At 69.8% G+C, this 15539-nt stretch carries 10 protein-coding genes and 1 pseudogene; 4 read left to right on the top strand and 7 right to left on the bottom strand.

The window, feature by feature from the left end; all coding sequences use genetic code 11:
* The first annotated feature begins 13 nt into the window (after positions 1-13).
* Together ACWCP0_RS09075 and ACWCP0_RS09080 are read left to right on the top strand one after the other, a co-directional pair.
* Entirely contained in the window at positions 14-2728 is a 2715-nt protein-coding gene (locus tag ACWCP0_RS09075) for a cation-translocating P-type ATPase (RefSeq protein ID WP_451078195.1), read from the top strand.
* Positions 2729-2794: 66 nt separating this feature from the next.
* A complete protein-coding gene (locus tag ACWCP0_RS09080; RefSeq protein WP_451078196.1) occupies positions 2795-3013 on the top strand; it encodes a hypothetical protein in 219 nt (72 codons plus the stop codon).
* Between the two features lie 237 nt (positions 3014-3250).
* On the opposite strand, the gene ACWCP0_RS09085 is transcribed toward ACWCP0_RS09080, so the two are convergent.
* Both ACWCP0_RS09085 and ACWCP0_RS09090 read right to left on the bottom strand, forming a co-directional pair.
* Entirely contained in the window at positions 3251-4159 is a 909-nt protein-coding gene (locus tag ACWCP0_RS09085) for an oxidoreductase (RefSeq protein ID WP_451078197.1), read from the bottom strand.
* Between the two features lie 144 nt (positions 4160-4303).
* Positions 4304-6037 (bottom strand): SulP family inorganic anion transporter, encoded by a 1734-nt coding sequence (locus ACWCP0_RS09090; RefSeq protein WP_451078198.1) that lies wholly within the window; start codon positions 6035-6037, stop codon positions 4304-4306.
* Positions 6038-6579: 542 nt separating this feature from the next.
* Between ACWCP0_RS09090 and ACWCP0_RS09095 the strand changes: the two genes are divergently transcribed.
* The gene (locus ACWCP0_RS09095) at positions 6580-7332 is read left to right on the top strand and encodes an SDR family oxidoreductase (RefSeq protein WP_451078199.1); all 753 of its coding nucleotides are present in this window, start codon (positions 6580-6582) and stop codon (positions 7330-7332) included.
* A gap of 224 nt (positions 7333-7556) precedes the next feature.
* On the opposite strand, the pseudogene ACWCP0_RS09100 reads toward ACWCP0_RS09095, so the two are convergent.
* The 4 genes and pseudogenes from ACWCP0_RS09100 to ACWCP0_RS09115 form a co-directional block, all read right to left on the bottom strand.
* Positions 7557-8322 (bottom strand): annotated as a pseudogene (locus ACWCP0_RS09100) (SDR family NAD(P)-dependent oxidoreductase).
* Positions 8323-8440: 118 nt separating this feature from the next.
* Complete coding sequence (locus ACWCP0_RS09105) at positions 8441-10075, bottom strand: alpha/beta hydrolase (RefSeq protein WP_451078200.1); 1635 nt, start codon at positions 10073-10075, stop codon at positions 8441-8443.
* A gap of 159 nt (positions 10076-10234) precedes the next feature.
* A complete protein-coding gene (locus ACWCP0_RS09110; protein ID WP_451078201.1) occupies positions 10235-11029 on the bottom strand; it encodes a glutaminyl-peptide cyclotransferase in 795 nt (264 codons plus the stop codon).
* Positions 11030-11298: 269 nt separating this feature from the next.
* Positions 11299-12237: an LPXTG cell wall anchor domain-containing protein gene (locus ACWCP0_RS09115; RefSeq protein ID WP_451078202.1), complete on the bottom strand. Its 939-nt coding sequence runs from the start codon at positions 12235-12237 to the stop codon at positions 11299-11301.
* Positions 12238-13036: 799 nt separating this feature from the next.
* Here ACWCP0_RS09115 and ACWCP0_RS09120 point away from each other — a divergent pair.
* Positions 13037-13597 carry an arsenate reductase/protein-tyrosine-phosphatase family protein gene (locus tag ACWCP0_RS09120; protein ID WP_451078203.1) on the top strand — a complete coding sequence of 187 codons (561 nt, stop codon included), beginning with the start codon at positions 13037-13039 and terminating at the stop codon, positions 13595-13597.
* A 57-nt stretch (positions 13598-13654) separates the two neighbouring features.
* On the opposite strand, the gene ACWCP0_RS09125 is transcribed toward ACWCP0_RS09120, so the two are convergent.
* Complete coding sequence (locus ACWCP0_RS09125; protein ID WP_451078204.1) at positions 13655-15502, bottom strand: DUF4012 domain-containing protein; 1848 nt, start codon at positions 15500-15502, stop codon at positions 13655-13657.
* Positions 15503-15539: the final 37 nt, after the last annotated feature.

The raw sequence follows: 15539 nt of genomic DNA on the forward strand, positions 1-15539 counted from the left end.
GCCTGAGAGGGAGATGCAGTCGAATCGTCCGGCCCAGCGGCTCGTTGATCCGGTGTCCTGGTACACGCGTTCTCCGCAGGAAGTCGCATCGGCATTCGGTGTTGATCCGGCGTCCGGACTCTCCTCGCCCAGGGTCGCCGAGCTGCTGGCCGTGAACGGACCGAATGCGCTGCCGGAGGAGAGGCCGAGTCCGGCGTGGCGACGGTTCATCGGGCAGTACCGCAGCTATATGCAGATCGTCCTCGTGGCAGCCGCGGTGGTCTCACTGCTGATCGCGCAGTGGAGCACAGCAATCCTGCTCATCGCGCTGACGCTGCTGAACGCGATCGTTGGCCTGCGCCAGGAAGGCAAAGCCGAGAGCGCGATGAACGCGCTGAAGTCCATGCTGACGACGACTGCCCGGGTGAGGCGCGACGGAACCGAGTCGGAAATCCCGGCGGAACAGCTGGTCGTGGGCGATGTCGTTCTCATCTCCGCCGGTGACCAGGTCCCGGCGGACGGGCGGATCATCGAAGCTCACGCGCTGCAGATCGACGAGTCGGCCCTCACCGGCGAGAGCGTCCCCGCCGCGAAGGATGCCGGAACGCTGCCGGACGTCCCGCTGGGCCCGGGTGACCAGTCGAACACGGCGTTCATGCACACCCCGGTCACGCACGGCAGCGGCGTCCTCGTCATCACCGGGACCGGCGAGGACACGGAACTCGGAAAGATCTCGGAGATGCTGTCGGCGACCGAGAAGGAGGAGCCGCCGCTCACCAAGGAGCTCAACAAGCTGACGCTGTGGATCACGGCCGCCGCGGGCCTGACCATGATCGTGATGTTCGCCCTCGGGCGCAGCCGCGACCAGGCATGGGACGCCCTGTTCGTCAGCGCGGTCTCGCTGGCCATCGCCGCCATTCCCGAGGCCCTGCCGACGGTGACCCAGGCCATCCTCTCCGTCGGCAGTCTCAACCTGGCGAAGCACAACGCGATCGTGAAGGAACTGCCGTCGGTCGAAACCCTGGCGTTCACGTCGGCGATCAACTCGGACAAGACCGGCACCCTGACCATGAATCAGATGACGGCGGTCGAGGTCGTGACCCCCACCGACCGGTACACCGTCTCGGGCACGGGCTACGGCCTCGACGGGAAGATCCATCACGCTGCGGGCTCCTCCGCGGGCATCGAGGACGCCATCCTCCCGTACCTCGTCGCGAATGACGCCAAACTGGTGGACGGCGAGGTCGTGGGCGATCCCACCGAGGGCGCGTTCCTGGTACTGGCCCAGAAGGCCGGGCTGGACATCGACGCCACGCGCGAGCGGCTGTCCCGCATGGCCACGCTGCCGTTCGACCCGAGCCACAAACTGATGGCCACCTTCAACTCTGCCGTCGATGCCTCCGGTCGGCCTGTGGTGCGGTGCTTCGTCAAAGGCGCGGCTCCGGCGGTGACGGCCCGCGCAGCCACCGCGCTCTCGGCAGGCGCGAGCATCCCCTGGGACGCCGAGCTGAGTCGGCGCGCCCAGGAGCAGGCAGAGCGCATGGGCGGTGACGGACGCCGGGTGATGGCGGCGGCCACCCGGGATCTGGACCCGGTCGCCTTCGATCCCGACGCCGACCTGCTCGCCTACGTCGCCGACCTGCGGATGACCAGCCTGGTCGGCATGGTGGATCCACCGCGCGACGAATCCAGGGCAGCCGTGGCAAGCGCCCAGGACGCCCACATCCGGGTCCGCATGGTGACCGGGGACGACGTCACCACCGGTGCCGCCATCGCCCGTCAGCTCGGGATCCCCGGTGAGGCCATTCTCGGCGCCGATTTCGCCGCGCTCCCGGAGCACGAGCAACTGGCCCGCATCGACGACATCGGTGTGGTGGGAAGGGTCGCTCCGGAGCACAAGGTGCTGCTCGCCGACACGCTCAAGAAGAAGGGCGACGTCGTGGCGATGACCGGCGACGGCGTCAACGACGCACCGGCCATCAAGTCCGCCGACATCGGCATCGCCATGGGCAGCGGCACCGACGTGGCAAAGAACGCCGGGCGGATGATCCTCTCCGACGACAACTTCGCCACGATCGTCTATGCCGTGGAGCAGGGCCGGCAGATCTACGACAACCTGACCAAGTACATCCGCTTCGTACTCCTGCTGCTGGTCACCTTCGTGCTGACCTTCCTCGGAGCCACCATTTTCAACATCGCGGCCGGTGAACCCTTCACCCCGCCCCAGGTCCTGTGGATCCACTTCGTCGTCAACGCCTCGTTCGGCTTCGCCCTCGGCTTCGACAAGGAAAGCCCGGGCCTCATGCGGCGCAGCCCGCGCCCCCGGGCAGAGTCGGTGCTGACCCGGCCCGTGCTGGTGACTGTCGGACTCGGCGGACTGGCAATCACGGTGATTCTGCTCGGGCTGATCAAGCTCGGTGAGTCCCACTTCGGCAGCGTCCACATCGGCAGTTCGATGGCGTTCACCGCCTTTGCGCTCTGCCTGATCGTGGCCGCGTTCGAATGCCGCAGCGAGACGGAATCGGTACTGACGACGAGCACGTTCGACAGCAGGCAGATGAACTGGGTGGCGCTGGCCCAGTTCGTGCTCGCGGTGGTGGTGACCCAGTTGGACGGGTTCCGCCGCATCCTCGGCACCACCGAGATCAACCTGCGGCAGTTCGGCTGGGCCCTGCTGTCCGCCGTCGTGCTTCTGCTCCTGTGGGAACTGGGCAAGCTTCTGGCCCGCAGGGCCAAGCGCAGCGGGTGAACGCGCCCCGGGTGGCGTCGCGCTGTCCCGGGGACGCCGGACTCGCGGTCTTCGGGGGGTACTGCCGTGGCCGGCACGATCCTTGTCGCCGAACTCAGCACCGGCGCCGACGCCGCCGCCATGATCACCCTCGCCGTCATAGGGTTCATCGGACTCGCCGCCGCGGGGCTCCTTCCCAAGACCCCGACCGCAGGTGACGCGGCGGGCGCCCAACCCTGGAAACACACGAGGGCTCAGCCGGGTCAGCGCAATGATCGCCCTGGGCTTTTGCAGTCCGAGCCCTGATGGTCGGCCCGCGAGCGGCCGTCATCCGCCGCGGTATGCCCCCTGGCCAGATCCACGTGCTCGAAGGGCCCTGCAGGGAAGGCCGGAGAGCGACCGGCCCGCCCTGCAGCGGCGTGGGGCCGTGCCTGCGGCCGCACCGGTGGATCAAACCCGTCCCCTGAAGGGGCGGACGTGGGCGGTGTCACCCGGCCGGTCCCGGCCTTCGCTGCAGTGCCGGCGCGCAGCCCCGGCGTCCGGTCACGCCCCGCCTCGGTGGAGGGCGTCCAGGACGGCGAGTTCGTCCTCCGAGAGGCGCAGTGCGCCGGCGGCCACGTTTGCCACCAGGTGGTCCGGGTTGCCCGTACCGGGGATGGCCAGCACATGCGGCCCGCGGTGCAGCGTCCACGCAAGGCGGACCTGGGCGGCGCTCGCCCCGTGTGCGCGTGCGACGGCGAGCACCTCGTCGCTGTCGGCGGCGCTCGCGCCCGCCTCGCGCCCGGCAGCGGCGATCGCGAAGAACGGCACGAAGGCGACACCCTGCTCACCGCACGCACGCACGAACTCGTCCTGCTCGGGCCGCAGGCCGATGCCGTACGGGTTCTGGACGCAGACCACGGGCGCGATGGCCTGGGCCTCGGCGAGGTGTTCGGGGCGGACGTTGGAGATGCCGAGGTGGCGGATGAGCCCGGCGTCGCGCAGTTCGGCGAGTGCGCCGAACCGTTCGGCGATCGAATCGGGTCCGACGATGCGCAGGTTCACCACGTCGAGGTGGTCGCGGCCGAGCTGGCGCAGGTTCTCCTCGACCTGGCCGCGCAGCTGCTCCGGGGTGGCGTGCGCCAGCCACTTCCCCGAAGGGTCCCGGCCCGGCCCGACCTTGGTGGTGATGACGAGGTTGTCCGGATAGGGCGCGAGCGCCCGATTGATCAGCTCGTTGGCGGAACGCAGTGGCGAGAAGTAGAACGCGGCGGTGTCGATGTGGTTCACACCGAGCTCGACCGCGCGGCGCAGGACGCTGATCGCGCGCCCACGGTCGCTCGGAACGGCATCGGCCGCGAACGCCTCGCCGTTCTGCGTCAGGCGCATCGCACCGAATCCGATCCGGTTGACCTCCAGGTCGCCGAGCTTCCACGTACCTGATGCGGCCGCTGTGATCGTCTCTGAACTCATGCCGGAATGATCTCCACTCTGTGGGACGAACACTAGGGATTCAGGCATATCCGAATCCCGAGGGGTGGTTCTGCGTGGGATGACGAAGGCAACGCGCCACAACAGGACCGCCGACGGCGGACCTGTCCCTGGTGACGCCGTCTGCTACTCGGCCGAACCGTCTCCGCGGGCGCGGCACCAGTCCTGGTACGCGGCCACCGCAGTGGGCAGTGTGGGGAAGATCAGATCGGGGCCGACGGATGTGGTGAGCCCGTAGGCGTCGAGCTCGTCGCGCAGGTCCTGCTTCACACGCGCCATCGCGAACACGATACCGCGCCCGGACAGTTCGCGACGCAGCGCATCGACCGAATCGAGCGCGGTGATGTCCACCTCCACATTGGCCTCGGTGTTGAGTACGAACCAGTCGACGGGTTCGGTCTGCTCGGCGACGGCGGCGAGCGCACGGCGCCGGAAGTCCTCGGCGTTGGCGAAGAACAGCGGTGAGTCGTACCGGTAGACGAGGAGCCCGGGGACGGTGCGGGCCTGCGGATAGTCGTCCACGTCGTGCATGCCGGCCAGGCCCGGCACCAGGCCCTGGACGGCGTCGTGCGGGCGGGCAACCCGCGTCAGCAGCTCGGCAACCGACAGGCCGACCGCCACCAACACGCCGTACAGGATGTCGAGGGCCAGCACTCCGCACAGGCAGCCCAGTGCCAGCAGGAGTTCCCGGCGGCGGAAGGAGGCCAGCCGCCGGAAGCCCGCAAGGTCGATCATGCGCACAGCCGCGTAGACGACGAGGGCGCCCAGCACCGCCACGGGTGTGAGCCTCAGCAGCGGACTGAGGAACAGCAGGACGGCGAGCACGGCCGCACCGGCGGTGAGCGAGTACACCTGGCTGCGCGCGCCCGCGGAGTCGGCGAGCGCAGTGCGGCTGGCACTGCTGCTCACCGGAAAGCCGTGCAGCACACCCGCGCCGAGGTTCGCCGCGCCCATGGCGAGCAACTCCTGGTTGGCGTCGAGCCGGCCGCCCTCGTCGCCGGTGGCGAACGCGCGGGCGGTGAGGATCACATCGGTGTAGCCGACGAGAAGGAGCCCCAGCGCCGGGAGCAGCAGCAGCTGCAGATCACCCAGATCCGGGACGGCCGGGTGGGGCAGCCCTGCCGGGACCTCGCCGATGACCGCGATGCCGTGCTCGTCCAGGCCGAACGCCGCCACCGCCGCGGTGCCGAGCACGAGTGCCAGAAGCGGGCCCGGGACGGCGCGCAGGAAGCGCGGACCGACGAACAGGAAGGCCAGGGCAGTGGCGGCGACGGCCACGGTGGCCGGATGTGCCTCGGGCAGATTCCGCACGAAGGACAGCACCTGCGGGAAGAACCCGGAGCCCGTCGTCGGTACGCCGGTGAGCTTGGGCAACTGGTCCACGATCATGATCAGGGCCACGCCCGCCAGATAGCCGACCAGCACCGGCCGCGAGAGGAGATCGGCGACGAAGCCGAGCCTGGCCGCCCACGCCACCAGACCCAGCAGCCCGACCGCGATCGCGAGAGCAGCCGCCAGTACGGCATACCGCCCGGGGTCCCCCGCGGCGAGCGGCCCGACCACAGTGGCGGTCATCAGCGCTGTCGTGGACTCCGGGCCGACCGACAGCAGCCGCGACGAGCCGAGCACCGCGTACAGCACCAGGGCGGGCAGGATCGCCCACAGTCCGGCGACCGGGGGCAGCCCTGCCACGGTCGCATACGCCATGACCTGCGGCACGAGATACGCAGCGACGGTCACACCGGCCAGCAGATCGCCACGCAGCCAGGAACGCTCGTAGCCGAGGAGCACGGCGAGTCCGGGTGCGCCGGGCACGAGACGACGCCACCCCGCGTTGCGGGCTCCGGCGTGCTGGGTCATGAGGCTCCTCTCCCCCGCACACTTCAGGATCCCACCCACTCCTGCCCGGTCGCGGGGACCGGCAGTCCCGCATGTCAGCCACCGCGAGCATCTGCGTGGCGCCATCCCCGACGCGGCGGAGCCGTCATCCGATCCACACGTCGGACTGTCGGAGCGGCCTGGCACGATCGGCGGCATGGACTACTGGCCGTTCCCGCCGGCTGAGGCGGACCGAGGCTGCTCTCGCGGCAACCGTCCCGCAACCGCACCCGGCCTGGCCCACGACCGGGGCGCACTCGAGACCCGCCGGCCGCCGGGGCCGGAGGCGTGGGATCCGTCGCGCGCGGCCGGCACTGGTGAGGCGTACGGTGGTCGAGGGCGATGCGTTCGATCCGTGGGCACGGGCGATGCCAACCGCTTCAAGCATCGGCGTCGGCACAGCAGGACAGGGGCTCTGCCCGGTTCGGCCGGTTCGATGCGTACCCGGTGCCTGCGCACGCAATCCGGACGGCGAGTCCGCCCGGACGCCCTCAGGAACCTGAACGCTCGACGAAGGGTGCGCCATGAAGTTCACAGTCCTGGGGGGAAGCGGCCGGATCGGCACACAGGTGGTCGAACGGCTGCGAGCGGCCGGCCACGACGTCGTACCCGCTTCACTGTCCACCGGAGTCGACGTGCTCAGCGGCAAGGGCCTGGACCAGGTTCTCGAGGGCGCGGACGTGCTGATCAATCTGACGAACTCCCCGACGTTCGACGAGTCTTCCATCGGCTTCTTCGAAACGTCGATGAACAACGTCACGGCCGCAGCGGAGGCGGCGGGAGTCCGCCACCATGTCATTGCCTCGATCATCGGCGTGGACCAGGTGCCGCAACTCGACTACTACCGGGCCAAGGTCGCCCAGGAGAACATCCTCAAGAACGCGCCGACACCGTACTCGATCGTGCGCTTCACACAGTTCTTCGAGTTCGTCGAACCGATCATGTCGTGGACGACCGACGGTGACACCGTCCGCCTGCCGGCCACCCCCGTGCAGCCGATGGCCAGCGCGGACGTCGCCGCGGCGGTCACGCGAGCCGCCTCCGAAGCCCCGTTGCAGGGCATCCGCAACGTCGCGGGCCCTGATGTCTTTCCCCTCGACGAGTTGGGCCGGATCACTCTGGCCGCACGCTCCGACAGCCGCAGCGTGGTCACCGATGACCAGGCAGGCATGTTCGCCGTGGTCACCGGAGACGTGCTCACCGCTCCGGAGGGCGCCGAGCTCGCCCCGACGCACTACAGGGACTGGCTTCAGGGGCAACAGCCGGACGCGCGCTGAGACCGGCCACAGGAGAGGCGCGCGGGCGTAGCCGTTCCCGTGTTCCCGTGACCGGGCCCCCGGACGGAGCTTTGTCGCCGGAGCCGTCGCCCGCACACGGGACACCGCCGAGGGACTTGCGCTCACGAACCACTGACATGAGTACCGGTGCGGGCCGCACCGGACGACCACGGCCGGAAGTTGCTGCCGGGGCGCGTACAGGCAGCGAAGAAACGCCCCCACGATCAGGCGAGCTCCAGTCCACCGCCGACCGTGAGCACTTGGCCGGTGAGCCAGGCGGTCCGCGCATCGGCGAGCCGCAGGATCCACTCGGCCACTTCGTCGGGTTCCCCGCGGCGGCCCAGCGGGATGCGTGCCGCCTCGGCATCCTTGACGTGATCGATCTCCGTGGCGGACAGGCCGGCACCGGCCAGTGCTCCGCTCTCGGTGGGACCGGGAGCAACCGCGTTGACCCGGGTGTTGTCGGGCGCCGACTCCAGCGCCCAGCTCCGGGCCAACTGCTCGATCGCGGCCTTCGAGGCACCGTGGTGAGAGGCGTGAGCGTGGCGCCTGTGCCCGAATGTGCTGCTGCCGTTGACGATCACCCCCCTGGGAGCTGCGCAAGTACGGAAGGGCGGCGCTCGCCAGAAGGCTCGGAGCGGTGCCGTTGGTGGCCAGTACCTGGTTGATGCCTTCAGCCGTCACCAGGGCCAGGGGCATCATTGCGACGATTCCGGCGTTGTTGACCAGGACGTCGACGCGGCCCCACCGGTCGACTGCGGCCTGCACGATCCGCTCTGGTGCGCCTTCGGCACAGACGTCGGCGCCGAGCGTCTCGATGGCCGGATGGAGACCGGCCGTCTCCCGCAGTGCCTCCGCCCGCCTTCCCACTCCCAGCACCCGCGCTCCCGCCTCCGCGAACGCCACTGCGGCAGCTCGCCCGATCCCCGAACCAGCTCCGGTAAGGATCACCACATGGTCGGCAGAACGGAGCTCCGTCTCCGGTGACATCGCGACGGATGGCCCCGACGGGCCATCCGACACGACTGACTTGGCACGTCTTCATTGTTCGATTCATTGAACATCGAATGAAGGGTGGCATGAATGCCCGTTGGTGATCCGTGGCTGATCAGCCGGCGTCGGGACGGGCCGTGGGGGAATTCCCGGTGCCCATCCCTCCCCCGCCGCTGTCGATGCCCCCGCGCGGAACGGGCGTGGAAAACGGTTCATTGTCCTGCGGGCAGGTCGCTCCGGGCGGGGGCAGGACACCGTCGATGAAGTAGCGGGTCTCGTGGTCGTCCGCGCAACTGCTGAGGTTGGAGAAGGCCGAGTGTCCGTAGCCGTGGACGGTGAGCAGACGGGCGTCGGCGAGGCGACGCGCCAGGGCCTCAGCCTGCGTGTAGGCGGTGGCAGGGTCGTACGTGGTGTTCACCACGAGGACCGGGTGTGCCGTGGGGCGGTTCCAGGGGCCGGTGTAGGGCTGGGCCGCTGTGGCCGGCCATGTGGCGCACGGCTCGATGCTCCAGGCCAAGAGGCGTCCGAGGTCGCCTGCGCGTTCGTAGCTGAACTGCTCCAGCGAGGGGTAGCGCAGCGGGTCACGGGGATTGGGGCTTTCGGAGCACCGTATCGCCTCGATCTGCTCCAGGGCGGGATACGGTGGCGGATCCTCGGGGACGGAGGGCTCCTGCGGGGCGCGGCCCTGCCACAGGTCCTGCAGGGTGACGGCCAATTCGCTCCACTGCGGGTCGACGACATAAAGGCCCTGAAGGACGGTGGCCACGGTGGCGCCGTAGGTCCAGGCTCCCTGCGGAGCCTGCTGCAGACGCTCCATCAGCCGGGTGAACTTGGTGCGGGTCGCCTCCGGGTCGCCTGCGGAGAAGGGGCAGCGGTCGACGGTGGCCTTCCCGCACAGGGTGAGAAACTGTTCGAGCGTCGCGGCAGCGCCGAGGTCGGTGTCGTCTCGCTGCAACGTCCCCAGGAGAGGTTCGCTCTTCGACCCTCCGTTCAGCCAGGACTCCGGGTCGACGGCCCCGTCCAGGACCATGGCGCGCACCTTGTCGGGGAAGAGGTTGGCATAGGTCGCACCCAGGAGTGAGCCGTAGGAGACGCCGAGATAGTTCAGCTGTTCCTCACCGACCGCCTCGCGCAGGCGGTCCAGGTCGCGGGCGGTGTCGGCGGTCGAGATGTGGCGCAGCAGTTCGGGGTCGTGCTTCTCACAGCGCCTGCCGAGGTCGGCGTAGGCGTCGACAAAGGTCGTTCGCTCCTCCTGACCGACCGGAAAACCGGCAGGAATGGGCTCCGCCCACCGGAAGACCTCCTCCGTCGTGTCGAAGCAGCGCACCGCGGTGCTCGCCCCCACTCCGCGCGGGTCCCAGCCGATGATGTCGAAGCGTTCCCGCAGTTCGACGGGAAACTGCTCGTAGAGCGTGAGGAGGGCTTCCGTTCCGGAGCCGCCGGGGCCGCCCGGGTTGAAGAACAGCGAACCCATCCGCGGTCCGGGACCTGTTGCCTTCTTCCTGACGAGCGCCAGGTCGAGGGAACGCGCCCCGGGATTGCGGTAGTCCAGCGGGACCTTGGTGACGGCGCAGTCGAACGCGTCGAACCCGGAACACGGGCTCCACTCGATCGGCGTCGCGGGAACGGAGGGAGGCGGTCCGTCGGCGGGTGCCCGTCCCGGTCCGGTGGTCAGCGTCGTGCAGAGCACCACAGCGAGAGCGGCCGCGGCATGACCCCCGAGGCCGGCTGTGGATCCGGGTATGTGCATGCTCCCGATACCAAGCGGGCCGCACCGGGCCCGCAACCGGCCACGGCCAAATGGCTGGCACACCGCACGGATCACGGAATTCGCCCGTTCGGACCAGGCCACCGCGGAACTCCGGGGCGTCGGGGTCACCTCCGACCCCGACGGAGTCGCTGTCGCCTCTCAGCGCCGGCGGTCGGCTTGCGAGGCGGGAACGAACTTCACACGGAACATCTTGGGCCACGACTTGCCGGTCACCAGGAACTGATCGGTTCCCGGAATGGCAGCGATCCCGTTCAGGACGTCCTCGTGCCGTCGCTCGGCTGCGCTGATCAGGGGCGAAACCGCAATGTCTCCTGTCACCCGGCCGGAGTCGGCGTCGATACGGACGATGCGGTCGGCAGGCCAGACGTTGGCGTAGACGCTGTCGCCGACGCATTCCAGCTCGTTCAGCCGCCCCACGCGTCGCCCGCGCAGGGTGACGGCGACCTCGCCCTGCTTCCTCAGAGTCCTCGGATCCCGGAACACGAGCAGGGACGAGCCGTCGCTCGTCACCAGTCGGCGGCGGTGCCGCTGGTGGCACACGCCCCAGCCTTCACCGTCGTAGGGAACCCGGCGCAACTCGGCCAGTGTCCTCGCGTCCCATTCGATGGCGATGCCGTTGCGCCAGGTCAGTTGCCAGACGGTCGCGCCCACGACGGTGATGCCCTCGCCGAACAACGGCGCAGGCAGTTCGGAGCGGAGCGTCGCCGGGGCGCCGGGGCGGCCCGACCTGATCGTCGACCGGCCGGCCATCCCCGTGCCCTCGTAGAGCACACCGTGCGCCATCTCCAGGCCCTGCGTGTAGGCCTTCGGATCGTGGGACAGGGTCTCGACGACCTCGACCCGCAACTGCTCGACCTGTGCCGTGGCCTGTCCGGGCCTGCCGTGCCCGCCGTCCTTGGCATCGCCGCCCGCCTCGCACGATTGGACGAGCATCCCACCGACGAGAGCAACGACCGCTGCCGGAACCACGAACGCACCTCGCATGGCGCCACACTTGCACAACGGCCGGGCCGGAAGGGCTGCCCGCCGGACCGGCTCACCGACGGTCGCCCTCGTGGCGCACTCATTTCGCGGTCGTCCTGGCCCACACCCGGGGCAGCACGCACCAGCGCGCTGGTGGAAGGGCCGACCAGCAAGAAGGCAATCTCCCGGACGGCGCTGCGGCGTCCGGGAGATTGCCTGTGCTCTGGCGCTGTCGTCCCTCAGCCGCGGCGGGCTGCAGAACGTCGGCGCTTCACGAGGACGAGTGCTCCGCCGCCGAGCAGCACCAGGCCGCCTGCCGCGGTGAGCAGCACTCCGGGCATCTCCGGCGAACCGGTGTCGGCCAGCGAGGAGCCCGAGGAATCGTCGTCGTCGTCGTCGGAGGATCCGTGATCGTCCCCGTTGTCGTCGCCACCCGAGTGGTCACGGTCGTCATCGTGCCCGGACCGCTCGTGACTGTCGTCGTCACCACTGCCGGGACGCCCGTGGTCATCGTCGTCGCCATCACCGTGCCCCGGACGCCCGTGGTCATCGTCGTCGCCATCACCGTGCCCCGGACGCCCGTGGTCATCGTCGTCGCCGTCACCGTGTCCGGGACGCCCGTGGTCATCGTCGTCGCCGTCACCGTGTCCGGGACGCCCGTGGTCATCGTCCTTGTCGTCGAGCACGGTCACCGGTGCGGTCAGGGTAATCAGCTGGCCGACGAGCTGAAAATCATAGCGACCCGGTGCGGTGCGCTTGGGAATGGTGATCGTTCCCGTCACAATGCCGCTCGTCGCCGCAGTCCACGTTCCGAACTCCACGATCCGCCGCTCATCGCGACCGTCGGAGCTGGAGTCAGGAGCAGTCGTCGGCTTGGACGTTGTTGTGGCCGTGGGTGTGGGGCGGGCTGCCGCGAAGGACTGCGGGAGAACCGCCGACCTTCCGAATGCGGCCGCACCTGCTGCTCCGGCGGCGCCAGCCCCGACCGGGACGAGGCGTGCGAGAACCCCCTCGCCGCCCTGGAAACCGGTCCCCTGGAAGTCGGCTTCGTCACCGGGGGCCAAGGTGTTGTCACCGATAATAGTCGGGTCTTGGCTTGGAGGGTACGGCTGCGCGAACGCCGGCTCGGCGACGACAAGCGGAGCAGCGGCAATGAGGCTTGCGGCGGTGGCAGCCACGGTGGCTCGCCACACGGAGCGTCTGGGCATGGTTTCGGGCTCCTTCGGAAGACGCTTGATGAGTGGTGATCGTTGTTGCTGTCGATGTAGAGGGTCGAACCGCTTTGCAGAACAGGATGTTTGCCGTGCCTGTCGCGTGGTCGGCCACGTGGCGGCACCGAGGGACGGCGGGGCGAGACGATCGGGCTGTACTTGGCGCCCAGTTCCGAGCGGCATCCGGGCCGAGCTGCTGAGGCAGCCCTACGGGGCTCCGGCGCCTTCTGCACGCCGCCCCTGTTTGTGTACGTATTCAAAGGCAGACATGGGAATCCGCCGTCCGAACCACCTCTACCGACACTCGGGTACGTCACTCCGTTGGACTCGATCGGCACTGCCTCACGACCCCGCCGCCGTCGGAAGTCCCAGCCGGGCGACTTCCGGACTGCGGGCCGTCGGGCCGCAAGGGCGTCAAAAGGACATCAAGCGCTCGGATCCATAGACATGAACAGACCCGCTCAAACAACCACGCCACGGTGCTCGGCAGGACGGTGTACCAGGTGCACTCACGTGGCGGTCTGGAGAGGCGACCGCGTCCCGGATCTGATGCGGTTCCGCATGGCAAACGCCGGCTCCGACACCGCCGCCTGCCGTCTCACCACCGTCGGCTCACCTCGGCCCGGTCGTCCGCGGACGCGCCGGTGGTCTTGCAGCGGCTCGCCCGGCGAGGCGGGCGGTGGACGGCCACGGGCGGGAAGATACTTCCGTCATGTCTCCTTCCCCGGCCCCGACAGCCACGGGACGCAGGAGCTCGCCTTTTCGCGTGCTCTTCGTCTGCACGGGAAATCTGCACCGCTCGCCACTGGCGGAACGCCTGCTGAAGGCCCGGCTCGCCGCATCCCCGGGAAGCATCCTGGTGAGCAGTGCCGGCACCGCAGCCACGGCGGGATCCCGCATGGACCCTGTGGCCGCCTCCCTCCTCATCGGGCTGGGCGGAGATCCCAGCGGCGCGCTCGCCCGTCGGCTGACCGCGGCGCTGGTGGATGACTCCGATCTCGTGCTGGGTGCTGCTGCCGAGCACCGCGAGGCAGCCGTGCGACTGTCACCCCTGTGGGCCTTGCAGCGGGCCTTCACGTTGCGTGAGTTCGCCCGGTTGCTGAGGCCGGAAGACGCCGCAGGCGCGACGGAACCTGCCGAGCGCGCCGCGGCGCTGGTCAAGGGTGCCGCGGCGCGACGGGGAGGCGGCCGATGGGCGGACGACGACGATGTGGCCGATCCCCACGGTGCGGCCATGCCGGTGGCGCAGCAGGTTGCCGTGCGGATCGCCGAGTCGGTGGAGCAGATCGCAGCCGCGGTGCTGGCCCCCGCACCGTCGCACCATTGAGATGTGCACGGTCCGGCGGGAGCTGCGCGCCCGCCGGGCAGGGCTCGAAGAGGACGGTCAGTCACCACACGGTACGTACGGCCGCACGGTGGCCTGCAGGGGCCGCACCAGCGACTGGCGCAGCAGGGACGGGGGACGTTCCGAGTGGGGCTCCAGCAGGTGCAGCACGAAGGTACGGGTGGCACCCGCGGGCAGTTCCAGGTCAACGGTGTAGACCGGGTGGCCGCGCTCGACTGCGCGGTTCAGCAGGGCCGGTCGTCCGTCCAGAGTCGCCTTGTCCAGCTGAGCCCCCTCGGTCGCGTAGTACGAGACCAGCAGACGGTTGTCGCCGGGACGGGTTCGGTAGGGCGGGGCGTCCACCCGCTGTGTGACATACGTGGGGAGCCCGGATCCGGGTGCCGTGTTGGTCAGGCGCACGGTCACGGTGATCTCACGGCCGGCTGCGGTGCACCGGCCGGGTACCCAGTCCAGGCGCCGGTCCAGGTAGTAGTCCAGTTTGGTGCCGGCCGCATTGTTGACGACCAGTCCGGCGAACGGATCAGAGCTGTCGGGCAGGGTGCCACCGAAGGGGCGCGGTCTCAGCTCCCTCTGCTCGGACGGATGGGCACTCCACACCTTGACCCGCCCCTCCTGCAGTTGGCCGCGCAGTGCGGTGAACAACGCGGGCCGTCGGTTCGGATCGTCGGCGGCTCCCAGCAGCACATCCGCGGTGGCGCGGGCCACGTCGAGGAAGAACTCCTTGCGCTCTTCCGTTTTGGGGTAGGCCGCGTAGCTGGTGCGCTCGGTCAGGTCCACCACATTGGCCGCGGTGACGGCGGTGCCGTCGGGCAGACGGGCGGGGCCGGCCGCGGCGAGCAGCGCTGCCAGCGCGCTGGGATCGAGGGCGAAGGCGCCGTCCACCTTCTGTCCCTTGTACTCCCGCCACACAGCGGTCCAGATGCGCGCCGCATACGGGAAGTGCGGACTGAGGTTGGAGTTGACCCAGACGCTGGTGGGGGCGTTACGGCCGTACAACGCCGCATACTCGGTTCCCAGGTCGACTGTCGCTCGGGCCTTGGCCAGCTCGGTGTCGTTGCCGAAGCGCTCGAAACTCAACCGTCCGCGGTCCGCGGTGAGGATCGCGAACGCCCCAGGCAGCCCACCGGTGCCGCGGGCTTCTGCGGTGTTCTCGAACACCACCATGTAGCGCCGTGGGCCCTGTTCTCCCAGCATGGACGGCATCACGCGCGCCGCCGCAGCGGCGTCGACCGTGGCGGGGACGATCCGGTCGAGCTGTGCGACGAGCTGGGTCCTGGCCCGCTCGAGGGAGGGCAGCCAGCTGCTGCGGGGCAACCCGGCGACCTGGGTTCGCACCTCGGAGGCGCTGCGCGAGGCCTGGTCGAGGGCGGGGGCGGCGCGACGCAGCGCGGGGAGGTTCAGGGACCCACCCTCCTGCCCGGTGACAGCGGTGAGTTCGGTGGCCGTGTGCGCCAGGGGGGCGAGCACGTCTCGGGTCAGCCGGTCGGCTGCCTCCGCGGCACCGCGTACGGTGCGCAGGGGGCCGCCGATGACGGGCAGGTGCGCGGCGGGGTACCACGCTGGGCCGGTGGTAAGGCGGTGTGCTCTGTCGGCGTGCCGGGCGGCGATGTCCACAGTGGCCCCGGGGGTTCCCGTCACCGACGCGGCACCCGCAGCGGCCGAGCCCGCGGGCGAGCCTGCGGCGATCTGCTGCCGCACCACTTCCAGGGTCCGCTGGGCGGCCAGCAGTTCGTTGCGGGCGAGCATGCCGGTGACGGCGATCCAGGCGATGCCGGCCAGGAACAGTCCTCCGACGGCCCATGCCAGTCGCCTGGCACGACGGCTGCGGAGCCATCGGACCGGGGTGTCGGCGTTGCGCGGCTCGGAGCGTTTCTCGGGACGCGGCATTGCATCTTCCTTCCTTCGGCGGTGGCTCGGCGCAGGC

Source organism: Streptomyces sp. NPDC001970, assembly GCF_053594115.1.

Coding starts and splice junctions, on each gene's coding strand:
- ACWCP0_RS09075 (WP_451078195.1), top strand. CDS start 14: ATGCAGTCGAATCGTCCGGCCCAGCGGCTCGTTGATCCGGTGTCCTGG.
- ACWCP0_RS09085 (WP_451078197.1), bottom strand. CDS start 4,159: ATGAGTTCAGAGACGATCACAGCGGCCGCATCAGGTACGTGGAAGCTC.
- ACWCP0_RS09090 (WP_451078198.1), bottom strand. CDS start 6,037: ATGACCCAGCACGCCGGAGCCCGCAACGCGGGGTGGCGTCGTCTCGTG.
- ACWCP0_RS09095 (WP_451078199.1), top strand. CDS start 6,580: ATGAAGTTCACAGTCCTGGGGGGAAGCGGCCGGATCGGCACACAGGTG.
- ACWCP0_RS09105 (WP_451078200.1), bottom strand. CDS start 10,075: ATGCACATACCCGGATCCACAGCCGGCCTCGGGGGTCATGCCGCGGCC.
- ACWCP0_RS09110 (WP_451078201.1), bottom strand. CDS start 11,029: ATGCTCGTCCAATCGTGCGAGGCGGGCGGCGATGCCAAGGACGGCGGG.
- ACWCP0_RS09125 (WP_451078204.1), bottom strand. CDS start 15,502: ATGCCGCGTCCCGAGAAACGCTCCGAGCCGCGCAACGCCGACACCCCG.